We start from the raw sequence: 25,772 nt of genomic DNA on the forward strand, positions 1-25,772 counted from the left end.
AGCGAGTTTGCTGTGGCATTCTGCGTGGATGCCCGCTGAACCGGGGGATTCGCCTTCGGGGATCGTGACGTTCCTGTTCACCGATGTTGAGGGATCGACCCGCCGGTGGGAAGCCGACCCTGATCGGATGCGGGCGGCCCTTGCCACCCACGACCGGGTCCTACGGCACGCGATCGCAACAAACGGCGGCTCATTGTTCAAGCACACCGGGGACGGCGTGTGCGCCGCGTTCGCCTCACCGAAGGCCGCGGTCGACGCGGCCATCGCCGCGCAGCTCGCACTCGAATTGCCGGTGCGGATGGGGTTGGCGACCGGCGAAGCCGAGTTGCGGGACGGCGACTATTTCGGTGCGGTGCTCAACCGCGCCGCCCGTGTGATGGCCGCCGGTCACGGCGGGCAGATCCTCATGACCGATTCGACCGCGGGTCTGCTGAGTGGAATCGACCTGGTCGATCTCGGCCCTCGCCGCCTGCGCGACCTTCCCGCACCTGTCGGCGTGCTGCAGGTCCGAGCGCCCGGGCTACGCGCCGAATTTCCCGCACTGCGGGCCGTGGACACGAGTCCCGGAAATCTGCGTCCGGCACTTACCAGCTTCATCGGTCGCGAGTCCGAAGTGGACCAGGTGCAGGCGGTGCTCAAGGTCCACCGATTGGTGACGTTGACCGGGGTCGGCGGGGTCGGCAAGACCCGGCTGGCGCTGGAGGTCGCTGCACGAGTTGCCGACGAATTCCCCGATGGCGTATGGGTTTTCGAACTCGCCGCGGTGGCCGACCCCGCGGCGGTACCCGACGCGGTGGCGGCGGTCTTGGGCGTGTCCCAACAACCCGGCAAGAATGTGACAGAGAGCGTGGCTACCGCGCTGGAAGGCAGAATCCGGTTGTTGGTGTTCGACAATTGCGAGCACCTGCGAGACGCGGTCGCCGACCTGGTCGAAACCATCCTCGCTTGTTCTACGACGGTGCGCATCCTGGCTACCAGCCGCGAGCGGTTGGAAGTCGCCGACGAGCAGCTATGGTCGGTGCCCTCGCTGCACGTCGGCGACGACATCGACTCCCCGGCCGGCAACCTGTTCGTGGCACGCGCCCAAAGCGTTTCGGCGCGCTTCTCGGTGACCGAACCCGGCGATGCGACCGCCGTCGTCGAGATCTGCCGCCGCCTCGACGGCATCCCGTTGGCCATCGAGCTCGCCGCCTCGCGCATGGCGTCCATGACGCCGATCGAGGTGCGTGATCGCCTCGACCACCGGTTCCGGTTGCTGGTCGGTTCGAGGCGCGGCCTGGGCCGCCATCAAACGCTGCGCCACGCCGTGGCGTGGTCATATGACCACCTCGACGACGCGGAAAGGTCCCTGCTGGAACGTTGTTCGGTGTTCTCCGGCGGATTCGACCTCGACAGTGCCTGTCCGATAGCCGGTTTCGACCACGGGGATGACTACGAGGTCTTGGACCTGCTGGACGCTTTGGTGCGAAAGTCGCTACTCGTCGTCAACCGGATTGCCGGGCGGTCCCGGTATTCAATGCTGGAGACGATCCGCGAATTCGCCGAGGAGCAACTCGTCAATCGCGGTGAGGCGTCGGCGATTCGGGACGCACATAGCCGCCACTTCGCCGAGCGAATCACCGAGGTCATGGCCATGTGGGACAGCCCGAGCCAAAGCGACGCCTACGCATGGTTCACCACCGAACTGGCCAATCTGCGCACCGCCTTCCGCTGGAGCGCTGATCACGACGACCTCGACGTCGCCGCCGCCATCGCCACCTACGCGGCTTTTCTGGGTTATCTGGTCGATAAGTTCGAGCCGATCACGTGGGCCGAAGAACTGCTCGAACCCGCTCGGGCGGCCGACCATCCCAGCCTCACGTTCCTCTACGTGTTGGGGTCGATGTGCTATTCGGCCGGCCGGATCGAGGATGCCGTGCGCTACGCCGACGTCGCCACGGAGCTCCTCGACGGCGGCCGGGGCGCCCTGCCCTACGGCATCGAGGGCTGGCCCGGCGGTGTATTCACCGTCAGCGGAATCCCACGACGGGCGATCGAGCTGTGCCGCGGCCAGCTCGCCCGCGGACGCGACAGCCATACCATCACCAGGGGGTGCCTGGCCTTCGCCTTGTCGATCGAGGGCCCCATCGCCGAGGCCGTGGCGCTGGCCGACTGTCTGAGCGAGGCCGCCGAGGCCACCCGAAACCCCATGGCGCTGTCGTTTGCGCTGCTCGCCGAGGGCTTCGCTTTTCGCGACACCGAGCCCACCCGCGCCCTCAAGGCCCTGCGCCGCGGCCTGGCGGTCTCGCAAGAGACCGGCAACCAGAACAGCCTGACGCACATAGCGGCCGTGCTGTGCCGCGTCGAGGCGAAATACGGTGACCCGCTGGCCGCGCTCGACAACTTCGAATTGGCGATCCGCAACCACCACGAATCGGGCAACGTCGCCATGATGAGCACGCCGCTGGCCATCCTCGCGGCCTTTCTCCAACGGCTGGGACGGCACGAGGCGGCGGCCACGATCGCCGGTTTCGCATTCAGCCCCGTTACCGCGGCGTCCTTTCCCGAACTCGGCACCACCATCGCACACCTACGCGAGGTGCTCGGCGGCGACGCCTACGAATCGCTCGCGCACGCGGGTGCGGCCATGACCACCGCTGCCATGGCCAACTACGCGTACGGCCAAATCGACGAAACCCGAACAGAATTAAAAGAGAGCACCTGATGTCGGATGCGGATTGCCGCGCGGGACGACCACCGCGGTGCGGCTCCGCCGGCACACAGGACACAATAGGTCGATGACCACCACCCCGCTGATTGCACGAGACACCCGGACGGCCGCCCGCCGAGTCGGCGCGATGCTGATGAGCATCGGCACCGTCCACTTCCTGGCGCCCAAGCCGTTCGACGACATCGTTCCCGCCGAGCTGCCCGGAGATGCGCGGCTCTACACCTACGCCTCCGGCGTCGCCGAGGTGGCGATCGGTGCGCTGCTGCTGCCGCGGCGCACCCGGCGAGTGGCCGCGCTGGCGGCCGTCCTACTTTTCGTCGGGGTCTTCCCGGCGAACGTCAACATGGTGCGGTTGTGGTGGGGCAAGCCCTGGCCGATGCGCGCCGTAGCCCTGGCCCGGCTGCCACTGCAGATTCCGATGATCACCACGGCGCTCAAGATCAGACGCGACAGCTGATCGTCTCGGGGCGACGGCACGTTGCCGCTGCGAGGCGGGCACTTTGTGTGGTGTCCCGGAGGCAGGGACTCCTGAGGCAGCGTGACCACAGTGGCGCAGCCTCTCAAACCCGTTGGAACACGGACGGATAGGCGCGCGGGAGGTTGCGATGGGGAGCACGAGCATCGCGGTTCTGCTCGCCCTAGCCGCCGCCCTGATGATCGGCATCGGCGACGTCATCCAGCAGCAATCCGCCCAGCAGGTCACCGACGAAAACGTCGGCACCGTCGCCCTGTTCGGCCGGCTGCTGCGCGACCGGCGGTGGTGGGCGGGCAGCCTGGTGGCGGCCGCGGGTTTCGGGCTGCAGGCCGCGGCGCTGGGCATGGGCTCGGTGGTACTCGTCCAGGCGCTGCTGGTGACCTCGTTGCTGTTCGCTCTCGTCATCAGCGCGAAGGTCCACCACCGCAAAATCACTCGCTCGCAAGGGATCTGGGCCGTACTGCTCGCAGCCGCCGTCACGGTCGTGGTGATCGTCGGCAACCCACAGGCCGGGCAGCCCCGCGGGTCCCTTGGGACCTGGGCAATCGTGGCGTTGGTCATGGGTCCGGCGGCGATCGCGTGTGTGGTTGGCGCGCGGGTCTTTTCGGGTTGGGCCAGCGCGCTGCTGTTGGGAGTGCTATCCGGCTCATTGTGGGGCCTGTTCTCGGTGTTGACCAAGGGCGTGGTCGACGAACTCGACCGCGGCATCCCGGCCGTGCTGCGCCTACCCGAGCTGTATGCATTGGCGGTGCTGGCGATCGCCGCGACGGCCTGGGAACAGTCGGCGTTTCGCGCCGGCCCGCTGACCGCGTCGCTGCCCGCGGTGACGGTCGCCGAGCCGCTCGTCGGGTCGCTGCTCGGCGTCGCCGTGCTGGGCGAGACGCTCAGCGCCAAGGGCGCCGGCCTGATCCCACTCGCGATGTCGGCCGTGGTGGTGATCGCCGCGACGGTCGCGCTGGCCCACAGCCAGGCCGCCGCCGCCCCGGCGACCGGCGAGCCCGCCGACCCCGCCGATCCGGCGGCGCACTCAGGTCTGCCGTGAACCGATGCGGTGCAGGGTGCCGTCGGGATCGATATAGGCGAATTCCCTTAAGCCGTAGGGTGTCTCGTGCGGCGCGGTCAAGCGGCCTTCGAGGCCGTCCAGCGCTTGCCACTCCGCGTGCAGCGCGTCGGCGTCGCTGACGTAGAGGTACACGCTGGCGGCCGTGCGCAATGGATCGTGCTCGGCCCATTCGGTCAGGTGTATCGAGACCGACCCGCGGCCGGTGAACCCGTAACGTTCGGGGCCCTCGTAGCCGCGGGCATCGAATCCGAGTCTTCGGTAACGGTCGAGGGCGACATCCAGGTTCCGGACGGGGACGATCGGGGACACGGAGTCGAACGCGATTTCGGGCACACCGACAGGCTAGAGCGCATTCAACGTTGCAGGGGACGGCGACTGGCCGGCGCGGTGAACCCTTGGGTGTCGTCGAAGAACGCCCACCGCCCGGCGTCGTCGACCTCCATGCGCCAGCCCAGCTCGGTGCTCCCGGCGCACGCGTCGGTGAACCACGCGTGTGCGGCCTCGGCGCTGTCGAAATTCTTGGTCGCCACGACCTGGCCGTGTGGGTCGAGAATCCGGAACTTGGCCATGCGGTGCGGTTATCCCTTCCACCCGCATTTAACCGCATGTCAGGCCGGCTGGCCAGCGCTCAGACGGTGCGGGCCAGGCGATCGGCGAGCAGCTCGGCGAACCGGGCCGGATCCTCCAGCGCGCCACCCTCGGCGAGAAGCGCTGTCCCGTAAAGCAGCTCGGCTGTCTCGGCGAGCGCCGCATCGTCGGCCGCGTTCTTGTGCGCGTCCCGCAGGCGCGTCACGAGCGGGTGATTCGCGTTGAGTTCGAGGATCCGCTTGCCGACCGGAATATCCTGTCCCGACGCGCGATACAGGCGCGCGAGCGCCGGGGTGATCCCGAAGGCGTCGGTGATCAGGCAGGCCGGCGAATCGGTCAGCCGGGTCGACAGCCGCACCTCCTTGACGTGCTCGCTCAACGTCTCGGTCAGCCAGGCCAGCAGGTCGGAGAACTCCTTCTGCTGCTCTTCGCGCTCGGCCTCGCTGGTGTCGTCGCCGGAATCGAGGTCGACCTCGCCCTTGGCCACCGACTGCAACGGCTTGCCGTCGAACTCGGTCACGGTACCCACCCACACCTCGTCGACGGGGTCGGTGAGCAGCAGCACCTCGTAGCCCTTGGCCTTGAATGCCTCGAGGTGCGGTGACTTCAGCAGTTGCTGCCGGGATTCGCCGGTGGCATAGAAGATCTGGGTCTGGCCGTCTTTCATGCGCCCGACGTATTCGGCCAACGTGGTGGGTTCCTCGTCGCTGTGCGTCGAGGCGAACGAGGCCACCCGCAGCAGCGTGTCCTGGTTGTCGAAGTCGCTCAGCAGGCCCTCCTTGAGGACCCGGCCGAACTGGGACCAGAAGGTGCGATAGTCGTCCGGTCGCTCCGACTGCAGTTCCTTGATCGTGGACAGGACCTTCTTGGTCAGCCGGCGGCGGATGGCCTTGATCTGCCGGTCCTGCTGCAGGATTTCCCGAGACACGTTGAGCGACAAGTCTTGTGCGTCGACGACGCCCTTGACGAAGCGCAGGTACTCGGGCATCAGCTCGTCGCAGTCGCCCATGATGAACACGCGCTTGACGTAGAGCTGGACCCCGGTGGTTGCGTCGCGGTTGAACAGGTCGAACGGCGCGCGCGACGGAATGAACAGCAGCGCCTGGTATTCGAACGTGCCCTCGGCCTTCATCGCGATGACCTCCAGCGGGTCATCCCACGCATGCGCGATGTGCTTGTAGAACTCCTTGTACTCCTCGTCGGAGACCTCGTCCTTGGGCCGGGCCCACAGCGCCTTCATCGAGTTGAGGGTCTCGACTTCGGTGGTGACGGTCTCCTCGCCGCCCTCGTCATCGGCAGCCGGCTCTCGTTTCTCGACCTCCATCCGGATGGGCCAGGCGATGAAGTCGGAGTACTTCTTGACCAGGTTGCGGATCTTCCACTCCGCGGTGTAGTCGTGCAGCTCGTCCTCGGCGTCCTCGGGCTTGAGGTGCAGGGTGACGGAGGTGCCCTGCGGGGCGCCCTCGACGGATTCGATGGTGTAGGTGCCCTCGCCGCTGGACTCCCAGCGGGTGGCGTCGCTGTCGCCGGCCTTGCGCGTGAGCAGCTCGACCTTGTCGGCGACCATGAAGCTCGAGTAGAAGCCGATGCCGAACTGGCCGATCAGCTCCTCGGACGCCGCTGTGCTTTTAGCGTTCTGGGCCTCCCTGAGCTGCTGGCGCAGCTCGGCCGTGCCCGACTTGGCCAGCGTGCCGATCAGGTCCACCACCTCGTCGCGCGTCATCCCGATGCCGTTGTCGCGAACGGTCAGCGTCCTGGCGCCTTTGTCGACGTCGATCTCGATGTGCAGATCGGAGGTGTCGACCTCGAGGTCCTTGTTGCGGAACGCTTCCAGGCGCAGCTTGTCCAGCGCGTCGGAGGCGTTCGAGATCAGCTCCCGCAGAAACGAATCCTTGTTGGAGTAGACCGAGTGGACCATCAGATCCAGCAGTTGCCGGGCCTCCGCCTGAAACTCCAGCTGCTCGACACGCGCGTTCATGGCATTCCCTGCACTTTCTTCCGGACACGACGCCTCAAATTTACCGAGATGCCCATGGCCGGCGCCCGGGGGCTGGTCCTACCCTGAACGCATGTCCGTTGCGCAACGCGAACGTGCTGCCCTCGTCCAGACCATGCGCGCCGTGGGACCCGACGCCCCCACCCTGTGCGAGGGCTGGACCACCCGAGACCTCGCCGCCCACCTGGTGATCCGGGAGTACCGGCCCGACGCCGCGCCGGGCATCCTGATCCCGTTCTTCGCCGCCCACACCGAGAAGGTGCAAAACGAGGTGGCCGGGCGCAACGAGTGGGACGAGCTGCTGGACAAGGTCGCGTCCGGTCCCCCGGTCTACTCCCCGTTCAAGCTGCTCGACCCGGTGGCCAACGTCGCCGAGATGTTCATCCACCACGAGGACGTGCGCCGCGCCCAGCCGCGCTGGGAGCCCCGCGTCCTCGAACAAGCGCTGGCGGAGTCGCTGCGCCGCACGCTGCGGCTGATGGCCCGGATGACGCTCGGGAAGGTCCCCGGCCGGGTGGCGCTGCGGACGCCGGAGGGCAAGACGGTGCTGACGGCGGGCTCCGGGCCGGCGGTCGTGGTGACCGGCCCGCCCGAGGAGCTGTTGCTGTTCTCAGTCGGGCGGCAGGCGCGGGTCGAGTTCGGCGGCGACGCCGCCGCGATACAGGCCGTGCGCGACGCGCCCAAAGGGCTATAGCCGGCCGTAGGCCTCGCGCAGGTCCTTCTTGACGACCTTACCGAACTGGTTGCGCGGCAAGGCGTCGACGATCACCAGGCGCTCGGGATGTTTGTAGCGGCTCAGCCCAAGCGAACGGCAGTGCGCTACAAGGGATTCCAGCGACACCCCGTCGGCCGAGGCGGATACCACCACGGCGCACACCCGTTCGCCGGTGCGCGCGTCGGGGACCCCGATGACCGCGACGTCGGCGACGGCGGGATGGGTGGCCAGCGCGTTTTCCACTTCGAGGGCCGAGACGTTCTCCGCGTTGCGGATGATCGCGTCCTTGATCCGGCCCGTGACGCGGACGTTGCCGTCGGCGTCGACCATCCCGAGATCGCCCGTGCGCAGCCAGCCTTCGGCGTCGAACCCGTCGGCGTCGAGGCCGGCGTCGGCGTAGCCGAGGAAGCATTGGGGGCCCTTGAGCCGCAGCTCCCCGTCGACCACCCGGACGCTGACCCCGGGCCCCGGGGCGCCGACGGTGTGGTCGAGCACGTCGGGCGCGGCGGTGAGCGACGGCGAGGTCGCCACCGGGAACTCGGTGAGTCCCCATGCGTTGGAGATGCCGGGCAGGCCGAAGGTTTCGCGGATCTGATGGCCCAGCTCGGCGGTGATCGGGGCGCCGCCGGCCAGACAGCCCCGCAGGAACGGGAACAGCGGCGTAACCCCTTGTGCCCGTTGGGCTTCCAGGAAGACGACGAAGAACGGGGTGGCGGTGCCCAGGAACGTCGGGTGGTGCTCGGCGATCGCCAACGGGGTCGTTGCCGGGTCGAAGGCCTCGAACAGGGCCAGCCGCATGCCGGTCAGCAGCGCGGTGGCGAGCATCACGGCCCCGCCGATGTGCGCGATCGGGAAGGCGATCGGATCCACGTCGCTGCTGGTGATGCCGATCATCTGGGCCAGCCCGCGTGCGGGGGCGATCACCGAGGCGTCGCTGTGGCGGATCCCCTTGGGGGCGGCGGTGGTTCCCGACGAGTAGTAGATCCATCGGGCGTCGGCCGCGGGTTCCGGCGGGGGGCCCAGGACAGCGGCGTCCGCACGCGGCAGCCGAAGCCCGCCGGACGCCGGCGGTGTGTCCAGGTCGACGGTGACAACCTTGAAGCCGCCGTCCGCGGACAGCCCCCGGGCCAGCCCCTCGTAGTCGAAATCTCGCCAAAGCTGGGGCACCACAAGGAATTCGGAGGACAGCTGCGCGGTGATGAAGCCGACCTCGTGCTCGCGCAGGATCGGGATGATCGGGTTTTGCACCGCACCCAACCGTGCCAGCGCGGCCATGACGACCGTGGTTTCCAGGGTGGTGGGCAGCTGCCACGACACGACGGTGCCCGCGCCGATCCCCCGCGCGGCGAACGCGGCGGCCGTCGCGCAGGCCGCGTCGTGGAGCTGGCGCGCGGTCAGGGCCCGCCCGTACTCGTCGGCGAGCAGAGGCCGGCCCGAATCGCGCCGCGCCGCGTCGGCGATCAGCCGCCAGAAGGTGACGCCGCTCATCCTTCCGGCAGCGTGGTGGTGGGCCGAAATCCGGAGTGCGCGATCGCGACGGACACCGCGGTGCCGATCGGGCCCGTTTGGTCGACGAGGATGGCCGACCCGGTGGCCACGCCGTCGTGGCTGTAGTGCGTGAGCGAGGCCAGGCCGACGTACGGCCCGTCCGGCAGCCGGGTGAGCGTGAGCGTGTAGTCGGCGTTGATGAACTGCAATCCGCTGGTTCCCCAATTGGCCAGCGACGCGGTGATGTCGGCGGACATCGCCGCGCGGGTGAACGCGCTCAGCGGCTCGCCGGCGATCAGGGAGCGCGTGTCGTGCAGCCAGGTGTATTTCGGGCCGGGGGTGTCTGCCCATTCCGGGTCGGGGTTTTGCAGGTCGGTGCCCCAGCCGTAGGTCCGCATGAACAGCGAGGGCGCGGGTTCGTCGCCGATGGGCAGCGGCGGCATCGACACCGGCGGCGACCACACCTGCCCGTCGGGCTGCGGGCCGCGCCGCAGAAACAGCGCGCTGCCCCGCGCGACGGGGGCACCGCGCTGGGCGAGGACCACCTCGACGAGCCGCAGCCGTTTGCGGTCGTGGTGCACCTGCGTGCGCACCTCGATCGGCTCGAGCGCGACCGGGGCGGGAAGGTCGACGGTCAGCCGCGCGGGCTGGAATTGCGGGTCGTCGACCGCGCCTTCGGCCGCCCAGCCCAACAGGCCGCCGACGACGTGACCGCTGAGCGACGGCCCCCATCCCCCGCGCGCGATTTCATTTGGTACGAAACGGCTTTCGTCGCGGATGAAATAGGGCGTGGGCGTCGCGGAATCAACGTCTTGCTGTGGCGCGACATTCGTCTGGCTCAAGGCACGACTCTTTTCGGTGAGGACAGCAACAGTAGATATTACAGTTTCTGTTCCAGTCAGGATGCGGCGTGCTCAGGCGATCGTGGCGCCGACCAGGTGGCCGATCGCGTAGGTGACCGCCAGCGCCAGCCCGCCGCCGACGACGTTTCGGGCCACCGCCCGGCCCGGCGGTGCGCCGCCCACTCCCGCCGACACCGCGCCGGTGAGCACCAGGGCCAGCAGCACGGCGACGACGGTGGCCGGGATTCGCCACGTCGTCGGCGGCACCAAAATCACGATCAGCGGCAGCAGGGCGCCCACGGTGAACGAGAGCGCCGAGGACAACGCGGCCTGCCAGGGGTTGGTCAGCTCCTCGGGATCGATGCCCAGCTCGACCTCGGCGTGGGCAAGGAAGGGATTGCGGTCGGTGAGCTCTTCGGCGACCGTGCGCGCGGTTGCCGGCGACAGGCCCTTGCCTTCGTAGAGTTCGGCGAGTTCGTCGAGTTCGGCGGCCGGGTCGTCGCGCAACTCCCGGCGCTCCTTGGCCAACAGCGCCCGCTCGGTGTCGCGCTGGGTGCTGACGGAGACGTATTCGCCCAACGCCATCGACACCGCCCCGGCGGTCAGCCCGGCGATGCCGGCGGTCAGGATCGGGCCGCGTTGCACCGTCGCGGCCGCGACCCCGACGACGATGCCGGCCACCGACACGATCCCGTCGTTGGCGCCCAGCACCCCGGCGCGCAGCCAGTTCAGCTTCGACAGCACCGAACCCTCATGGGGCTCGGCGGGATGTGACGCGGTCGACACGCGCCCACGATATAGCGAGGCAAGGCCGCGCGTCCCAAAAGCTCTGCATGGGTCCGACACAGCCGATCCATAGCTTCGCTAAATAGCTTCGGGTTCGTCGGGGGGTCAAGCTGACTCGCGTAATAGATAGGTGAACGACCATGAAACTGAAGCAACTGATCGCGGGGGGAGCCATCGCCGGTGCCCTGGGCGCCGCGGCGCTGGGGATGGGTGCCGGTTCGGCGTTCGCCGCGCCGGGGCCACCGCCGGGTCCCGGCGGCAACCACGGCGGTCCGGCGCCCGGGGGTTCCCATGCCCCGACCGGGCCCAACGATCCGGGCGGACCCGGCGGCCCCGGCGGTCCCGGCCAACCGGGCGGACCCGGCGGACCTGGTGGTCCCCAGGGCGGACCGGGTGGCCCCGGCGGTCCGCCACCCGGCCACCCGGGCGGACCAGGCGGCCCGGGCGGGCCTGGCGGACCCGGCGGCCCCTGGCACGGCGATCCGCAGCGCGGCTACTTCCACGGTGCGCCGTGGGGTGACGGGCCCGGGCCGTGGGGATACGGCGAGCCGCCGCGCCCGGCGTGGGACAGGCCCCTTCCGCCGCCCGGCGGGCATTGGGGGTACGGCCCGATCAACTACTTCGGCTACAACGAAACCCCTATGTGGAACCCCGGGTTCAACCAGTGGGGCTTCTGGTTCTTCGGGGTCTGGATCCCGCTGTAAGCGGTTCGGCCCACGCGATGCCCGCCTCAGCACCGGGGCGGGCATCGTCGGGTTCGGTTGGCGTCAGGCCACTTTGGGCTTGATTTCCTCGATCACCCACTGGGCGTAGTCGAGGTACTCGTCGACGCCGCGGACGGCGGGGACGGGCACCGCGCTGTACGTCACGCCCTGCTCGGCGAGCGCATTGAGGCGGTCGACGATCTCCTGCGCGCTCGCGCCGGCGCGGGCGCGCGGGTCCTGCACGACGCGATGCCCCTCCCCCACCCGGGTGGTGCCCAGCCCGTGCATGACTTCGAACGGGCGCCCGTCGTAGCCGGGTTGGCTCTTGAGGAACTCGACCCGCTCGCCGAGCTTGTCCGGCGGGGTCAAAAAGGGCCACCAGCCAGAGGCGAATCGCGCGGCGCGCTGGAGGGCGGCGTCGGCGTCGCCCCCGATCCACACCGGAAGATGGGGTTTCTGGACGGGTTTGGGCTCGAATGCCATGTCCCGAAACGACACGTATCTGCCCTCGAAGCGCGGCGACTCGCTGGTCCACAGTTCGACGATCGCCGCAAGGTACTCGTCGGCGATGCGGCCGCGTTCGCCAAACGGCACCCCCAGCGTTTCGAATTCGGGTTGCAGCCAACCGACCCCGAAGGTGACCATCATGCGCCCGCTGCTCATCCAGTCGGCGGTCGCCAGCGCCTTGGCCAGCACGATGGGATGCTGCAGCGGCAGCACGGTGACACAGGAATTCAGGCGGATCTTCTCGGTGGCGCCCGCGATGTAGGCCTGGGCGACGGTCGACTGCAAATAGTGCGGGCCGGATAGCTCGACGTGGTCGGCGGGGATGACGAAATGCTCGGGGATGGCGATCATGTCGTAGCCCATCGCCTCGGCGCGCTTGACCATCCGGGTCTGATCCGCGCCCGTGACCCCGGCCTCCCACGGCTGGGTGAGCGCCTTGAGACGCAGCATGTGCGGGAGGGGAAAGGCGAATTTCACCCTCGCATTCTGACCGGTCGGCCGGCCAGCGGGCATCGATATAGCAGAACTGCTATGCGAGCGGGCCCTTCGCACTTCCCCTCTCGCCGAGCGTGTTCTCATGGCGGGCTTTCGGCCGTTTTTGGCCGTTTTTGCGCCCTCACGTCACGCTCGGCGCGGCTGGGCGCGGCTGGGCGCGGCCCGGCGCGGCCCGGCCCGGCCCGGCCCGACGACGGGGCTAGCTTCTGGTGCCTACGGTGATCAGATCGGACACGATGCGCGCCCACACCGGCCGCTTGATGCGGTGCTGGTCGCTGACGGTGAACCCGGCACCCTCGAACAAACTGCGCATCTCGCCCGGCGACGCGTTGTGTTGCGGCTTCCACCGGTTGGTCGCAGGTGACTGCAACAGCGGTTGCCGGGTGCTCAGCGCCGACACGGCCACCAGCCCACCGGGCGCCAGCACGCGATGGAATTCCCGCAGGGCCGCCGGCTGGTCGAAGAAGTGAAACGCCGACGTCGTCACGACGGCGTCGAGCGCCCCGTCGTCGAACGGCAGCTGCTCGGCCGGCCCACGCATCCACTGCACCCGGTCGGACCTGGCGCGGGCCTGGGCGAGCATGCCGTCGGACATGTCGACGCCGTAGATCGCGTCGGGCTGCAGTTCGCGCTGGATCCGGTCGCTGAGAATGCCGGTGCCGCAGGCGATGTCGGCGATCTTGCGGGAGTTGTGGGCGCGCAGCTGCGCGATCACCTCGTCGTGCGGTGGGCGGTACACCCACTGCTGCAAAAACGGGAGGTCGTAGGCCGGGGCGAGGAAAGTCCACATCCGGGTGACCGCGTCGTTGAGCCCGCGGCGCTGCGCTGCCGTCATCGGCTAAGTATGGCCGTGTAGTAGACGGTGTCGGCAGCCGATACCGAGTCATTGGTCTGCGGGATCGCCGACAGGCCGAATTCGGCCAGCAGCTCGCGCATCGGGGTGGCCTCGGTGCGCCATCCCAGCTTTTGCAGATAGGCGTCCACGTCGTTGCGCTCGCCCTCGAAGCCGAGGTCGGCGAACTCGAGGTCCAGGCCATGCTCGCGCCATTTGACGGCGGCTTGGCGCATCAGCTCCCGCGCGCGTTCGCGGTCCACGTGCGGCAGGTCCGGGACGGCCTCGCAGGCCAGCCGGCTGCCGTCGGCGCTGAGAACGGTGACGTTGTCCAGCAGGCTGTCCTGCGCGTCCGGCGGCAGGTAACCAAACAGCCCCTCGGCGATCCATGCCGTCGGCCGCGTGGCGTCGAATCCCGCTTCCCGCAACGCCTTCGGCCAGTCGTGGCGCAAATCGATTGACACGGTGCGCAAGTCGACGCCCGGCGCGGCACCCAGCGTCTTCAGGGTCGCGGCCTTGAACTCGATGACCTCGGGCTGGTCGATTTCGAACAGGGTCAGGTCCGCCGGCCAGTCCAACCGGTAGGCGCGCGCGTCAAGCCCCGACGCCAGGATCACGGCTTGGCGGATCCCGGCGTCGGTCGCGTCCTTGAAGAAAGCGTCGAAGAAGCGGGTGCGGGCGGCCATCGTCTCGGGCATGTGCCCGAGCTTCCAGCCGGATTCGTCGTGGTCGAAGTCGGAGGTGCTCAGGTCGCCGTCGACCCATCGCGTGAAGAACTCCACGCCGACGGCGCGAATCAACGGCTCGGCGAAGCGGTCCTCGATCAGCGGTTTGTCGGCGTTGGTGGCGATGGCTCGGGCGGCTGCGACCATCGTGGCCGTCACGCCCACGCTGGTGGCCAGGTCCCAGGTGTCGTTGTCAGTGCGTGGCATGCGCCTGCTCTCCGGTGTCGTATCAAGCTTTTATTTAGCCAGTATAACAACTACCGGAGGCTGGCCCGCCGCTCTGGCGGTTACTGCTAGCGCGGGCCCGGTCCGCCCGGCCCGCCGGGGCCGCCCGGTCCGCCGGGTCCGCCCGGTCCCCCGGGACCACCCGGCCCCCCGGGGCCGTTCGCGGTCGGCAGCCACAACACGCACTGGTTGAGGTCCACGCTCCATACCCACCCGGGCGCGCACGCAGGGTCAGCCCTGCTGACCGCCGGCGCGGCGATCGCGGTCACCGGCAAGACCGGCAGCGCGACGGCGAACGCGCCGATCGCGCAGCGCGTCAGGAACTGCTTCACAGGTGTCTCGGTCACGCCGGTCCTCCTCCTGCCGTATGGTTCGATGCCCGCTGAACCGATTTAATCGCCGCGCGCGTCCGGCCGACCGGCGTTTCCCGATTTTCAGGGGCGCACGACGGCCAGACCAGCGCGGTTGACAGCCGCGGGATCGGGGTATGACCCGGCAATGGTCGGCTGGCTGGACAGGCTGCAGCGACGCAACCGCGCGGTCGGTGTGGCGGTCGCCGTCATCTACAAATACCTCGACGATCAGGGCGGCTACCTGGCCGCGTTGATCACCTACTACGGCTTCGTGTCGCTGTTCCCCCTGCTGCTGCTGTTGACCACGGGCCTCGGGGTGGTTTTGGCGGGCCGGCCCGACCTGCAGGAGCAGATCGTGCACAGCACGCTGAGCCAATTCCCCGTCATCGGAAGCCAGCTGCATCAGCCCGAGGGGCTCAGCGGCGGGACCGTCGCCGTGGTCGTCGGCGTCGTGGGTGCGCTCTACGGCGGCCTGGGCGTCGGCCAGGCGGTGCAGAACGCGATGGACTCGGTGTGGGCCGTGCCGAGGAACAAGCGCCCCAACCCCATCCGGTCGCGGCTGCGCAGCTCGCTGCTGCTGGTGGTGCTCGGCTCGGCCGCCATCACCGCCACCGTCTTGTCCGCGGTCGGTCAGGCCACCGTGGGGCTGGGCGTCCTCGGCCAGCTCGGCCTCGCCCTCGCGGCCATCACGATCAACGGGTTGATCTGCCTGGTGATATTTCGCGTGACGACCGCGCGACAACTCACCTACCGCCAGGTGTGGCCCGGAGCCCTTGCGGCGGCGGTGGTTTGGCAGATCTTGCAGCGGTTCGGCGCCGGCTACGTCCAGCACACGGTCAAGACGGCCAGCGCCACCAACAGCGTATTCGCGCTGGTGCTGGGGATGCTGGCCTTCCTGTTCCTCGTGTCGACGACGCTGGTGCTGTGCGCCGAGATCAACGTGGTGCTGGTCGAGCGCCTTTACCCGCGCGCGTTGCTCACCCCGTTCACCGACGACGTGGACCTCACCCCGGCCGACCGCCGGACCTACACCAAGAAGGCAAAAGCCGAGCGGGTCAAGGCTTTTCAGCGGGTCAGCGTGCGGTTCCGCGACCTCACCCACAAGACCCCGCCGCCCACGCCGACCATCGGCGGCGGACCCGCCACCTGACCTCAGGCGTCGATCACCACGCGACCGCTCTTGACCCGCGAGACGCACACCAGCATCTCGTCGTCGCCCTCGACGGTGCGCCCCCGCCGGTCGACGTCTCCGGCGAGCACCTTGACCTTGCAGGTTCCGCAGAAGCCCTGCTGGCACGAATACGGGGTCGCCGGGTCGCCGTCGAGCATCACGGCCAGCGCCGAGCGGTTGGATGGAACGCTGAGCACCCGCTGCGACCGCGCGAGTTCCAGCTCGAACGGGACGCCGTTGACGACCGGCGGCGGGCTGAAGCGCTCGTAATGCAGTGGCGCGCCGACGTATTCGTCCCGCGCCGCGCGGACCGCCTCCAGCACCGCCGTGGGCGCGCACACGTAGACCGACGTCTTGGGGCCCGCACCGGCCAGCAGCTCCTCGGTGGTCGGGAATCGTCCCCGCTCGTCGTCGGCCCACACGGTCACCCGATCGGCGTCGATCGCCCGCACCTCGTCCAGCAGCGGCATGTAGTCGCGGCCCCTGCCCGCATAGACTGCGCGCCAATTGATTCCGTGCTGCTGGGCGACCTGGATCATCGGCAGGATGGGCGTCACCCCGATGCCGCCGATGACGAACAACACGTCCTGCTCGTCGGTCACCAGATAAAAGGCGTTGCGGGGGCCTTCGAACACGAAACTGTCGCCGACGTCGAAGGTGTCGTGCATCTCCATCGACCCGCCGCCACCGTCGGCGATCCGGCGCACGGCGATGCGGTAGTCGGTGCGCCGCCCGGGCGGACCGCACAGCGAGTACTGCCGGCGGCGACCCGACGGCAGCCGGACGTCGATGTGCGCGCCCGGCGTCCAGGACGGCAGCAATCCGCCGTCGGGATCGGCCACCGTCAACGCGACCACGTCGGGCGTGAGCAGTTCACGTTTGGTCACCACGGCGGTGGTGGTGCGCTGCACCGGAACCACCCGCGATGGCGTCCACCGCGACGCCGACGCCAGGCCGCCGAACAGCGTGCCCACGCCCCACAACGCCGTGTACAGGCGGTCGCGCTTGCGCCGGCCGTACAGATCGGCGGGCCTGCTGTCCCAAATGCCCTGTGACACACTCATCCTCATGCTCCGCGAACGCTGCGACGGTCGCTGACCGACTCGATCCACTCGCCGGTGAGATCGGCGATGACGCCGGGATGCGAGGCCACCACCCAGTGCCCGCCCTCGATCGGCAGGATCCTGCCGCCGGGCGGAATCGAGCCGGTGAAGCGCTGCAGGGCCGGCGTCACGAAGTGGTCCTGGCGCGCGATGAGAACCTGCACGGGGACGCTCGTCTGCGGCAGCCACGACCCGGGCGAAAGGATCGCGCCGGGCATGTTGGCGCGGTAGAGATTCAGCCCGTTGAGGTAGTCGCGGACCGAGCGCAGCGGCGCGGCGCGGCGCGGACTCTCGGCGCCGGAGCGTCCGATGCGTTCCACGGCCGCAAAGACTTTCATCGTCGCCCCCGAGCGGATCGCCAGCTCGGGCACCGCCGGGCACAGGAAGAACCAGATGTACCCGGAGGCCAGGAACTGCCGCACCACGTCGGCCACGGCGCGCGGGCTGCGCGCTGATCGCAGGAACCTGCCCGCGTAGTTCAGGTGCGGCCCCGAGATCGAGGTGTAGGAGGCGATCTTGGACGCGACCGACTCGTCGGTGACGGCCGCCCAGCCCTGGATCGAGCCCCAGTCGTGGCCCAGCAGATGCACCGAGTCCACTCCCAGGCTGTCGATCACGGCGCCGACGTCGGCGGCCAGCTGGGGTAGCCGATACCCGGATCGGCTTGCCGGCGCTGACGATTCGCCGGCGCCGCGCACGTCGTAGGCGACGAAATTGACCCGGCCGGCCAGTTTCTCGGCGACCGCGTCCCACACATGGTGGTTGTCGGGGTAGCCGTGGATGGCAAGGATGGTCGGGCGTCGCCCGTCGATCTCGCTGTAGGGGTGGACGGCGAGCGTGACGCCGTCCGACGCGGTCACAGTGCTCATAGGGTCATCGTCCCCTGATCTCAGTACGAGGCGCGGGCGGCGGGCGAGCGGGCCAGGTAGTCGACCGCGCGTCCGACCCCGCCCAGCTGCGACGGATGGAAGCTGGGTTTGTAGTAGGCGCCGATGACGCCGAGGAACTCGAAGGGTCCGGGCACCAGACCCCGCCGGGCCGCGCGGAAGTAGTCGCGCCAGCGCACCTTGGTGCCGGGCGGAAGGTTCGGGTCCACGGAGTACATGAACCGCACGCCGCGGACGAACAACCACAGCAGCGCCGGCGTCACCAGCAGCTGGGTGCGCACCTGGCGCCAATACCCGGCGCGCAGATGCTTCATGGTGTCGAACGCCACCGCTTTGTGCTCGACCTCTTCGGCGCCGTGCCAGCGCAGCAGGTCGAGCATCACCGGATCCGTGCCCATGGCGTCGTGCTGCGGGGTGTCGAGGATCCATTCGCCCAGGATCGCGGTGTAGTGCTCCAAAGCGGCCACCATCGACACCCGCTCGAGCAACCAGCTCGTGCGTCGTCGCCCGCCCCAGCGGGGCCGCTCGCCGACCAGTCTGTCGAACAGCCAGCGGATCTGGTCGGTGAACGGTGTCACGTCGATGCCCTTGGCCGCGAAGTGCCCGAGCACCCCGGAGTGCGCCTGGGAGTGCATGGCCTCCTGGCTGATGAAGCCCTGCACGTCCAGGCGCAGCTGATCGTCCTTGATCAGCGGCAACGACTTCTTGAACGTGTCGACGATCCACTCCTCACCCGCCGGCAGCAGCAGGTGCAGGATGTTGCAGAAGTGGGTGGCGAAGGGCTCGTCGGGCACGTAGTAGAACGGCAGCGCCGCCCAATCGAACTCGACGTCGCGCGCCTGCAGGACGATCCGCTCGTGATCCAGCGACGCGTCATGCGGACCCGTTGCCTTGTCGTCGACCGTGAACATCGTGGACTCCATGCTAAGCACTCCGTTGCGCCTCGGCCTCAGCCTCCGTGATCAGCCGCTCGCTGCGCAAGAACCGGACCAGATTGTCGACGGTCTCGGTCAGCGGGGCCTCGTGCTTGCGAACCTTGACCAGGCCGCGCGCGTGTTGGTACTGGCTGTTGCCGTACCGCTTGTCGCGCATGGCCGCGATCTTGTCCGCCGAGCGGGTGAGGAAGTCCACCAGCGGGTAGATCGGATCGCGTGGCGTGCACCGCCGGTTCATCTCCGCGGCGAACGCGGGGATGTCGTAGTAGTCGAAGCGGTATCCGTACCGTTCGGACAGGATCCGGGTGAGGTCCGTCAGGTTGTAGTAGTCATCCGCGGTCATGTTGAAGATGGTCCCAGCCTCGGGTGCCAGATCCATCAGCGCGACGATGTGGTCGGCGATCAGGTCCGCCGGCAGCAGGCTGAGCTGGTTGAGCGCGTCCGCGGCGATCCCGTGCTCGATCATGAACGCCATGGTGCGCACCAGGATGTCGTCCTGGCTGCCGAAGCCCGCGTTGGTCGGTGAGATCAGCGACGGCCGGTAGATGCGCACGTCGAGCCCCTGTCGCTGCGCGGCCAGCGTCAGCTGCTCGGCGACCCACTTGGTCTGCGAGTAGCCGAAGTCCAGCGCGTTCATCTCCGCGTTCACGTCGGACTCCCCGACCACCGGCTTGACGCTCCACCCGTAGATGAACGTGCTCGAAACCAGGTGGAAGGCCTTGCGGTGCGACGTCATCGCCAGCCGCAAAAGCTGTTGCGTGCCAAGCACATTGGCGGGCCGCAGGGCGTCGTAGGTGCGGACGTAGTTGACCAGGGCGCCGTTGTGCACGATGGCGTCCATGCTCTCGGCCAGCCGCTGGAACTCCGCGGCACCGATGCCGAGGTCGGGTTCGGCGAGGTCGCCGCAGATCACCCGCACCCGGGAGCGGACCTTGGCCTCCAGCGCGGGGGACCACAGCTTCGCCTTGCGCAGCGAGGCGACGATGCGGTCCAGGCCGTGCTCGGCGTCCGTCGCGCGGATCAGCGCGTGCAGGGTGTAGGACGTGTTGCCGAGCAGGCTGCTCACCAGGAACGGCCCCAGGAATCCGGTCACGCCGGTGACCAGGACGTCGTGCACGTCGCCGGAGCCCGCCGCCGGCAGCTCCGGCAGGGGCAGCCGCGCATCGGCACGCATCTGCGTGATCTCGTACGCCTCGTACTCGGCGGAGATCTGATCCAGCGCGCTGCGCAACGCGTCGAGCGGTTGGCCCGAGCCCTCGCCGAACCGGCGCATCAGCCCGAAGAACTCGGCGACCGTGAGCCGCTGCAGCAGCCGGGTGTTGACCTCGTCGGCCAGCTCGCCGGCGCCGTGCTCTTCGAGCAGGGCCTGCAGGTCCGCACGGAGCTCGGCCAGGGCCAGCGAGTCGATGCCGAGGTCGGCGAAGGAGCAATCCTCCTCACCGGTGAGGTCGTAGCTCTCGATGAGGTGGCGGAAGCGGCCGAGGGGGCCCGCGCTGGCGTCCGGCCCGTCGTGGGTGTGGTGGGCATAGGTCGCCAGCACGGGCAGCTTGCCGTCCAGCCAAAGCTGGCGGGTCTGGGCACGCCGGATCTTCCCCGACGTGGTCTTGGGGATGCTGCGCGGCGGCGCGAACACGATGGTGTGCGGGTCGATGTGGCAGTGCCGCCGGATGGCGCGCGCCAGGGCTTTTCCATCTGGCAACGCGTTTGCGTCGCGCACCTCGGCGACTACGACCAGTGTTTCCTGGTCGTCACGCTCGACCGCGAACGCGGCGACGCAGCCGTTGCGGATCTGCCCGGCCGAGCGTTCGACGACGGCCTCGATGTCCGACGGGTAGCAGTTGACGCCGCGGACGATGATCAGGTCCTTGGTCCGGCCGCAGACGAACAGCTCGCCCTCGTAGAGGAAGCCGAGGTCGCCCGTGCGCAGGTAGGTGTGTTCGTCCTCGCCGGCGATGCGGGCACCGAACATTTCCGCGGTGACGTCCGGGCGGTGCCAGTAGCCACCCGCCTTGGACGGCCCGTCCACCCAGATCTCGCCGACGCGGCCCTCGTTCAGGGCCTCGCGGGTCTGAGGATCGACGATGCGCACGACGCTTTCGGCGACGGGCTTGCCGCTGCTCACCAGCGGGGTCTGGTTGTTGTTCTCGCGCAGGGCCTTTTCGACCCGCACGAAGTTCTGCTGCAGGGCGCGCTTGTTCACGGCGAGGGTCTGGCGCCCGCGCAGGGTGACGCCCAGGGTGTTCTCGGCGAGGCCATACGCGCCGGTGACCGCGTCGGGTCGCAGACCGTAGGGGGCGAAGCGCTCCCGGAAACGGGCGAACGTCTTGGCGCGCAACGGTTCGGCCCCGATGACCATGGACTCGAGGCTGCTCAGGTCGATGCCGTCGAGCTCGGCGGCCGGCAGCTTGTCTTCGCGAAGGCAGTACTCGAGCGCGAAGTTCGGCGCGGGCGTGCGGGTGCCGCGCACCTCGCTGATGAGTCGCAGCCACGACGACGGCCGCTTGAGGAAGTCCTCCGGCGACATCCCGTGCGTCGACCCGCCGATCACCACGACGAACAGGTAGGCGGAGATCAGGCCCATGTCGTGGTGCTGCGGCAGCCAGCTGACGGCCACTTCGCTGTCGGGAAAGGCCGATGCGTTGGCGATGACGTTGGCGTGGCTGACCACCACGCCCTTGGGGTCGCTGGTGGACCCGGAGGTGTATTGCAGGAACAGCACCCGGCCGGGGGCATCCGGCACCCGGGGTCCGCCGAAGTCGCGCGTGCTGTCGGTGGCGACCCAGGGCAGATCGGGGAGCCGCTCGGCATCGGCCCACGGCAGCGCGCCCTGACGGTGGCCGAGCAGCTCACGGAAGCCGTGCTCGAGTTCCTTCGTCGCCAGCACCGCCTTAGCCTGGGAGTCCCGCGCGATGAAGCCGAGCTTGGCCAGCCCCGCCTCGAACGCCATCGGCAGCGGCGGGCTGACCGGCACGGCGATCACACCGATGCGCGCGCAGGCGTAGAACGCCGCGACCATCTCCAGGCCCGGCGGGTAGACCAGCAGCGCGCGATCGCCGGCCTTGAGCCCGGCCTCTGCGGACAGGTAGGCCGCCAGCTCACGCGTGCGCTCGGCGAAGGTCTCGTAGGTGTAGCTCTCGAGTTCTCGGCCGTCGGCATCGACGAACCGGAAGAGGGTCTCGTGCGGCTTCCGCGCTGCCCACATCTGTAAGTAATCGATCAGCGTCTCCATGGTGGGAGCCACTCCCCCTTCCAGGTCATCGGACGATCTGAAAACAAATAAGCAATTTCTATTACCACGGTAACGCCACACATCACCTCGACAAAGCCATTTTGTAAGTGCACATTGATTTCACAGGCTGGGCGTGATCCACCGCACAGCCGCATCGAATTACGACGTATATTTGTACATACTGGGATCAGTAGCTCAGTACGGTTATCCGCAGCGTTAACCCAGCTCATTGCCCGGCTACGCCGATACTGATCTACGTACATGCACCTTTCCGTAAACAATGACCGTCCGAATATGCACGCGTCAATTAGGCGGTTTTGTTTTGGCGATTCGGTGCAAGCATGAATGGCGTCCACCGCCCGGACGAGTACGGGCCCCCTGCATTGCAGAAAGCCGTCGAATTGCGGAATTGACGACGGCGACGACCGACGCCGCAGGGGCCAGGGGCAGCCGGCAACCCGAGCCCCGCCGGCGCCGGCCAGCGCTCAGAATCTCCGCATATACTGAAAACTGACTTACTGATTTTCGTCCCACGCATGAGGAACGCCCGAGAGAAAGGCGACGCCCGATGAGCCCTACGGACCGCACCGCCGACATCGGCCGTCGCGACTACCCGTCGGGGGTCACACCCGCGGTTGCCTCGGCGCTGACCGAACCCTTCGCCGTCGGACGAACGCGCCTGCAGCGAACGCGACGAACGGTCGACCTCACCCACGCCCAGCACCGGGCGCTCGACATCTGGCAGCGCGAGGCCGCCGACCGCCTGGGTGTCGCCCGCGTCACCGGGCAAGACGTGCTCGCCACCCTCGTCGACCAGTTGCTGAACGACCCCAAGCTGTCGGCCCAGATCATTCGCGGCCTCCAGGCCCGCCGCTAGCGCGGACCTACTACCCGTTCACCTGGGCGATGCGGATGGGCGGCCCGGCGCGGGCAACGAGCCGGGCGATGCCCAGGAAACGTTCGCCGTCGATGATCGGCGCGAGCATCTCGCCCTCGGCCTCGATGATCATCTCTTTGCCGTTGACGTCGCGCAGCCGGTCGCCGCGCAGGGTGCCGTTGGTCAGCGCCATCGGAAAGCGCACGACGATCTTCGACGGCCTCATCTCCCCCGCCTGGAAATGCAGCGCGCCCGGCTCGGACGCCTTGGGGAACAGCCGGAACGGCCCGCCGATGTGGAGGTCGATCGCGCCCGCGTGCAGCAGCCGGTGGGTGCGCGTCGGCACCTCCTCGCCATCGATGACCACGCGGGCCTGCGTCGGCGCGAACAGACTGGACGCGTAGTTAGGCTTGTCGGAGTGGACGACTTTGTTGGTCAGGTAGTCGCGCAACGAGCGGGCGATCACCCGGACGACGTCCGCGCGGCCGTGGGTGTGGTTGTCGTAGTAGCGCTCGTAAAACCGGTTGCCCACTCCTCCGGCGGCCAGCCCGAAGCAGATTCGGTGGAAGGCCGCGCCGTCGGCGGTTTCACCGTCCAGCGTCAGGGTGTCCAGAGCCACCTCTGGGGGCGGGCGGTCCGACTCGGCGGCCGCCGTCAGCGCGCGCAGGATCGCTTCCGGGCGCCCGCGCACACGTGCCTTGCGCGCCACGGCGTTGACGCTGCCCCCGTTGGTGGGCACGAACGTCGGCCACCGGCCGGGGTCGCCGACGCAATGCTCGGTTTCGTTGATCAACCAGTTCAGCGACCCGTCGCCGCCGTCGCACACGAGGTGAGTGGCCCGCGTACACAGCTTGTCCAGGGCTGCGCGCAGGTCCTCGACCGAGGCCGTCTCGACCACCTCGCCGCACGCGCCCACGATGGCGCGCAGGTCGGCGATGCGATCACCGGGAGCGTCCCGGTTCTGGCGCGCGAGCGGGTTGACGATGACCCCTAGATACATCCGCTTGTCCCCGACCTGACAACGCCCCGCCCCGAGCGTGAACGTGCCGACGCGTCCGCGGCGAGTCGCGTCGTGAAATTCACACTCGCGCCCAACAAGAGGGGGACCATTCCCGCACGATACCTGCGGTGTCTGGGTGCCGGCTCAGCGCCCGATGCGCGCTTCCTGGGTGCGGCTAAGGTTGCTGGCATGCCTGGTTGGACCGCCGCAGACCTGCCGTCGTTCGCCGGCCGCTCCGTGATCGTCACCGGCGCCAACGCCGGACTCGGTGAGGTGACCGCGCGTGAGCTGGCCCGGGTCGGCGCCCACGTCGTCCTGGCCGTCCGCGACACCGACAAGGGGCGCGCCGCGGCAGGGCGCATGACCGGACACGTCGAGGTTCGCCCGCTCGACCTGCAGGACCTGTCCTCGGTGCGACGTTTCGCCGACGACGTCGATCGGGCCGACGTCCTGGTCAACAACGCCGGCATCATGGCCACCAAACACGCGGTCACCGTCGACGGGTTCGAGGGCCAGATCGGCACCAACCACCTCGGGCACTTCGCGCTGACCAACCTGCTGCTGCCCAAGCTCACCGACCGGGTCGTGACGGTGTCCTCCCTGATGCACCACATCGGCTACATCAGCCTCAAGGACCTCAACTGGGAGTCCCGCCCGTACTCGGCGTGGCTCGCCTACGGCCAGTCGAAGCTGGCCAACCTGCTGCTCACCAGCGAGCTGCAGCGTCGCCTGGATAGTGTCGGCTCTCCGTTGCGCGCGCTGGCCGCCCACCCGGGCTGGTCGCACACGAATTTGCAGGGCAGCTCCGGCCGCAAACTCGGTGACGCGCTGGTGCTGGCCGTCGACCGTCTGGTGTCCACCGACGCCGACTTCGGCGCCAGGCAGACGTTGTACGCGGCGTCCCAGGACCTGCCGGGCAACACGTTCGTCGGCCCCCGATTCGGCCTGTACGGCCGCACCCAACCGACCTGGCGCACCTGGCCGGCCAAGCGCGCGGGCACCGCCGCCGCGTTGTGGGAGTTGTCCGAGCAACTGACCGATACCAAATTCCCGCTCTGAAACGGCGGTCGGCCCGTCCGCCCGGATCGCGGCTAGATTGGTGAAATCAGCTAACAGCGGGTGAGGAGGTCGTGCCGTGTCAAGAGCGGATATGGCGGCGCTTCTCGCCTTGCTGGCGGCGCTGGCATCCGCGATCGGCAACGTGATTCGTCAGCGGTCCGCGCAGGAGGTCACCGACAAGCAGGTCGGCCACCTGACGTTGTTCGGCATGCTGTTGCGCGACAAACGCTGGTGGGTCGGCGGCCTGGGCGACATCTCGAGCTACCTTCTGCTCGCGGCGGCGCTCGACAAGGGCTCGGTGTTGCTGGTCATGTCGCTGCAAGTGACGGCGCTGCTGTTCGCGTTGCCGATCTACGCGCGGGTGACGCGCCATCCGGTAACCCGGCGCGAATGGCTGTGGGCGATCCTGCTGGCCCTGGCGCTGGCGGTTGTGATCGCGGTCGGCGACCCGACCGGCGGACAGCAACGCGCGCCGCTGCGCACGTGGGTCGTCGTCGCCGCCGTGATGGGCCCGGCGTTGGTGCTGTGTCTGGTGGCCGCCCGAATCTGGCGGAACCGTCCGGTGGCGGCGGTGCTGCTGGCGGCGGTCGCCGGTTCGCTGCTGGCAACCTTCGCCGTCCTGATGAAGGGCGTCGTCGACATCATCGAGCACAGCCCCGACCGGCTGTGGCACTCACCGGAGCTGTATGGGTTCGTGTTCTGCGGCGTGGCCGGGATGATCTATCACCAGTCGGCGTATCGCGCCGGCGCGCTGACCGCGTCGCTGCCGACGATCATCGCCGCCAAGCCCCTGGTGGGCGGGGTGCTGGGGATCGTGGTTCTCGGTGAGGCCGTGGTGGCAGGCGGCAGCCACTGGTTCGTCCTGGCGATCGCAACGGTGATGGTGTTCGTCGCGACGGTGGGCCTGGCCCGCGGCGAGGCCGCGACTATGGCCGCCGGCGCGGGGCGTGACATGAAAGTCGCCGACCCGTTGCAGCCGGCGCCGCAGGCCTGAGCGGCTGACAGCG

At 68.8% G+C, this 25,772-nt stretch carries 24 protein-coding genes; 9 read left to right on the plus strand and 15 right to left on the minus strand.

The window, feature by feature from the left end; genetic code table 11:
- The first annotated feature begins 28 nt into the window (after positions 1 to 28).
- From AC5Y43_RS11725 to AC5Y43_RS11735, 3 genes are all read left to right on the plus strand, one after another.
- Positions 29 to 2,704: an ATP-binding protein gene (locus AC5Y43_RS11725; RefSeq protein ID WP_499972490.1), complete on the plus strand. Its 2,676-nt coding sequence runs from the start codon at positions 29 to 31 to the stop codon at positions 2,702 to 2,704.
- A gap of 73 nt (positions 2,705 to 2,777) precedes the next feature.
- A complete protein-coding gene (locus tag AC5Y43_RS11730; RefSeq protein WP_499972492.1) occupies positions 2,778 to 3,167 on the plus strand; it encodes a DoxX family protein in 390 nt (129 codons plus the stop codon).
- Between the two features lie 148 nt (positions 3,168 to 3,315).
- The gene (locus AC5Y43_RS11735; RefSeq protein ID WP_499972493.1) at positions 3,316 to 4,227 is read left to right on the plus strand and encodes a DMT family transporter; all 912 of its coding nucleotides are present in this window, start codon (positions 3,316 to 3,318) and stop codon (positions 4,225 to 4,227) included.
- Here AC5Y43_RS11735 and AC5Y43_RS11740 read toward each other — a convergent pair.
- From AC5Y43_RS11740 to htpG, 3 genes are read right to left on the minus strand one after another with little or no spacing between them, the layout of a single operon-like run.
- The gene (locus AC5Y43_RS11740) at positions 4,213 to 4,572 is read right to left on the minus strand and encodes a bleomycin resistance protein (protein WP_499972853.1); all 360 of its coding nucleotides are present in this window, start codon (positions 4,570 to 4,572) and stop codon (positions 4,213 to 4,215) included. The genes AC5Y43_RS11735 and AC5Y43_RS11740 overlap by 15 nt on opposite strands.
- Positions 4,573 to 4,601: 29 nt before the next feature.
- On the minus strand, positions 4,602 to 4,817 hold the full coding sequence (locus AC5Y43_RS11745; RefSeq protein WP_499972495.1) for a hypothetical protein: 216 nt from the start codon (positions 4,815 to 4,817) through the stop codon (positions 4,602 to 4,604).
- A 59-nt stretch (positions 4,818 to 4,876) separates the two neighbouring features.
- Positions 4,877 to 6,814 (minus strand): molecular chaperone HtpG, encoded by a 1,938-nt coding sequence (gene htpG, locus AC5Y43_RS11750; protein ID WP_499972496.1) that lies wholly within the window; start codon positions 6,812 to 6,814, stop codon positions 4,877 to 4,879.
- Positions 6,815 to 6,905: 91 nt separating this feature from the next.
- On the opposite strand from htpG, the gene AC5Y43_RS11755 reads away from it, so the two are divergent.
- Positions 6,906 to 7,526, plus strand: a complete 621-nt coding sequence (locus tag AC5Y43_RS11755) for a TIGR03085 family metal-binding protein (RefSeq protein ID WP_499972498.1) — start codon at positions 6,906 to 6,908, stop codon at positions 7,524 to 7,526.
- Here AC5Y43_RS11755 and AC5Y43_RS11760 read toward each other — a convergent pair.
- From AC5Y43_RS11760 to AC5Y43_RS11770, 3 genes are all read right to left on the minus strand, one after another.
- Positions 7,521 to 9,035 (minus strand): class I adenylate-forming enzyme family protein, encoded by a 1,515-nt coding sequence (locus AC5Y43_RS11760; RefSeq protein WP_499972499.1) that lies wholly within the window; start codon positions 9,033 to 9,035, stop codon positions 7,521 to 7,523. The genes AC5Y43_RS11755 and AC5Y43_RS11760 overlap by 6 nt on opposite strands.
- Positions 9,032 to 9,814, minus strand: coding sequence for an acyl-CoA thioesterase domain-containing protein (locus AC5Y43_RS11765; RefSeq protein ID WP_499972855.1), 783 nt, complete (start codon positions 9,812 to 9,814; stop codon positions 9,032 to 9,034). Before AC5Y43_RS11765 ends, AC5Y43_RS11760 begins: the two co-directional genes overlap by 4 nt.
- Before the next feature lie 135 nt (positions 9,815 to 9,949).
- Complete coding sequence (locus tag AC5Y43_RS11770; protein ID WP_499972501.1) at positions 9,950 to 10,663, minus strand: VIT1/CCC1 transporter family protein; 714 nt, start codon at positions 10,661 to 10,663, stop codon at positions 9,950 to 9,952.
- 140 nt (positions 10,664 to 10,803) lie between these two features.
- Here AC5Y43_RS11770 and AC5Y43_RS11775 point away from each other — a divergent pair, with 140 nt between their 5' ends.
- Positions 10,804 to 11,367, plus strand: a complete 564-nt coding sequence (locus tag AC5Y43_RS11775; protein ID WP_499972503.1) for a chitin-binding protein — start codon at positions 10,804 to 10,806, stop codon at positions 11,365 to 11,367.
- 63 nt (positions 11,368 to 11,430) lie between these two features.
- Here the strand turns inward: AC5Y43_RS11775 and AC5Y43_RS11780 are convergent, their stop codons facing one another.
- The 4 genes from AC5Y43_RS11780 to AC5Y43_RS11795 all read right to left on the minus strand — a co-directional run bounded on the left by AC5Y43_RS11780 (position 11,431) and on the right by AC5Y43_RS11795 (position 14,498).
- Positions 11,431 to 12,351, minus strand: a complete 921-nt coding sequence (locus AC5Y43_RS11780) for a TIGR03619 family F420-dependent LLM class oxidoreductase (protein WP_499972504.1) — start codon at positions 12,349 to 12,351, stop codon at positions 11,431 to 11,433.
- Between the two features lie 217 nt (positions 12,352 to 12,568).
- Positions 12,569 to 13,204, minus strand: coding sequence for a class I SAM-dependent methyltransferase (locus tag AC5Y43_RS11785; RefSeq protein ID WP_499972505.1), 636 nt, complete (start codon positions 13,202 to 13,204; stop codon positions 12,569 to 12,571).
- Complete coding sequence (locus AC5Y43_RS11790) at positions 13,201 to 14,133, minus strand: SAM-dependent methyltransferase (RefSeq protein ID WP_499972509.1); 933 nt, start codon at positions 14,131 to 14,133, stop codon at positions 13,201 to 13,203. The genes AC5Y43_RS11785 and AC5Y43_RS11790 overlap by 4 nt, the downstream gene beginning before the upstream one ends.
- Before the next feature lie 86 nt (positions 14,134 to 14,219).
- Complete coding sequence (locus AC5Y43_RS11795) at positions 14,220 to 14,498, minus strand: hypothetical protein (protein ID WP_499972512.1); 279 nt, start codon at positions 14,496 to 14,498, stop codon at positions 14,220 to 14,222.
- 151 nt (positions 14,499 to 14,649) lie between these two features.
- On the opposite strand from AC5Y43_RS11795, the gene AC5Y43_RS11800 reads away from it, so the two are divergent.
- Entirely contained in the window at positions 14,650 to 15,654 is a 1,005-nt protein-coding gene (locus AC5Y43_RS11800) for a YihY/virulence factor BrkB family protein (RefSeq protein ID WP_499972514.1), read from the plus strand.
- A 2-nt stretch (positions 15,655 to 15,656) separates the two neighbouring features.
- On the opposite strand, the gene AC5Y43_RS11805 is transcribed toward AC5Y43_RS11800, so the two are convergent.
- From AC5Y43_RS11805 to AC5Y43_RS11820, 4 genes are read right to left on the minus strand one after another with little or no spacing between them, the layout of a single operon-like run.
- Entirely contained in the window at positions 15,657 to 16,739 is a 1,083-nt protein-coding gene (locus AC5Y43_RS11805; protein ID WP_499972515.1) for a PDR/VanB family oxidoreductase, read from the minus strand.
- 2 nt (positions 16,740 to 16,741) lie between these two features.
- Positions 16,742 to 17,647: an alpha/beta fold hydrolase gene (locus AC5Y43_RS11810; RefSeq protein ID WP_499972517.1), complete on the minus strand. Its 906-nt coding sequence runs from the start codon at positions 17,645 to 17,647 to the stop codon at positions 16,742 to 16,744.
- A gap of 20 nt (positions 17,648 to 17,667) precedes the next feature.
- Positions 17,668 to 18,576 carry a metal-dependent hydrolase gene (locus AC5Y43_RS11815; RefSeq protein ID WP_499972856.1) on the minus strand — a complete coding sequence of 303 codons (909 nt, stop codon included), beginning with the start codon at positions 18,574 to 18,576 and terminating at the stop codon, positions 17,668 to 17,670.
- Positions 18,577 to 18,589: 13 nt separating this feature from the next.
- Entirely contained in the window at positions 18,590 to 21,829 is a 3,240-nt protein-coding gene (locus tag AC5Y43_RS11820; RefSeq protein ID WP_499972858.1) for a thioester reductase domain-containing protein, read from the minus strand.
- Between the two features lie 568 nt (positions 21,830 to 22,397).
- Between AC5Y43_RS11820 and AC5Y43_RS11825 the strand changes: the two genes are divergently transcribed.
- Positions 22,398 to 22,706, plus strand: a complete 309-nt coding sequence (locus AC5Y43_RS11825) for a hypothetical protein (RefSeq protein ID WP_499972518.1) — start codon at positions 22,398 to 22,400, stop codon at positions 22,704 to 22,706.
- A 10-nt stretch (positions 22,707 to 22,716) separates the two neighbouring features.
- On the opposite strand, the gene AC5Y43_RS11830 is transcribed toward AC5Y43_RS11825, so the two are convergent.
- On the minus strand, positions 22,717 to 23,706 hold the full coding sequence (locus AC5Y43_RS11830) for a diacylglycerol/lipid kinase family protein (RefSeq protein WP_499972520.1): 990 nt from the start codon (positions 23,704 to 23,706) through the stop codon (positions 22,717 to 22,719).
- A gap of 189 nt (positions 23,707 to 23,895) precedes the next feature.
- Here AC5Y43_RS11830 and AC5Y43_RS11835 point away from each other — a divergent pair, with 189 nt between their 5' ends.
- A complete protein-coding gene (locus AC5Y43_RS11835; protein WP_499972522.1) occupies positions 23,896 to 24,765 on the plus strand; it encodes an oxidoreductase in 870 nt (289 codons plus the stop codon).
- 76 nt (positions 24,766 to 24,841) lie between these two features.
- Positions 24,842 to 25,759, plus strand: coding sequence for a DMT family transporter (locus AC5Y43_RS11840; protein ID WP_499972524.1), 918 nt, complete (start codon positions 24,842 to 24,844; stop codon positions 25,757 to 25,759).
- The last annotated feature ends 13 nt before the right edge of the window (positions 25,760 to 25,772 follow it).

The sequence above is a fragment of the Mycobacterium sp. NGS57 genome, assembly GCF_059812405.1.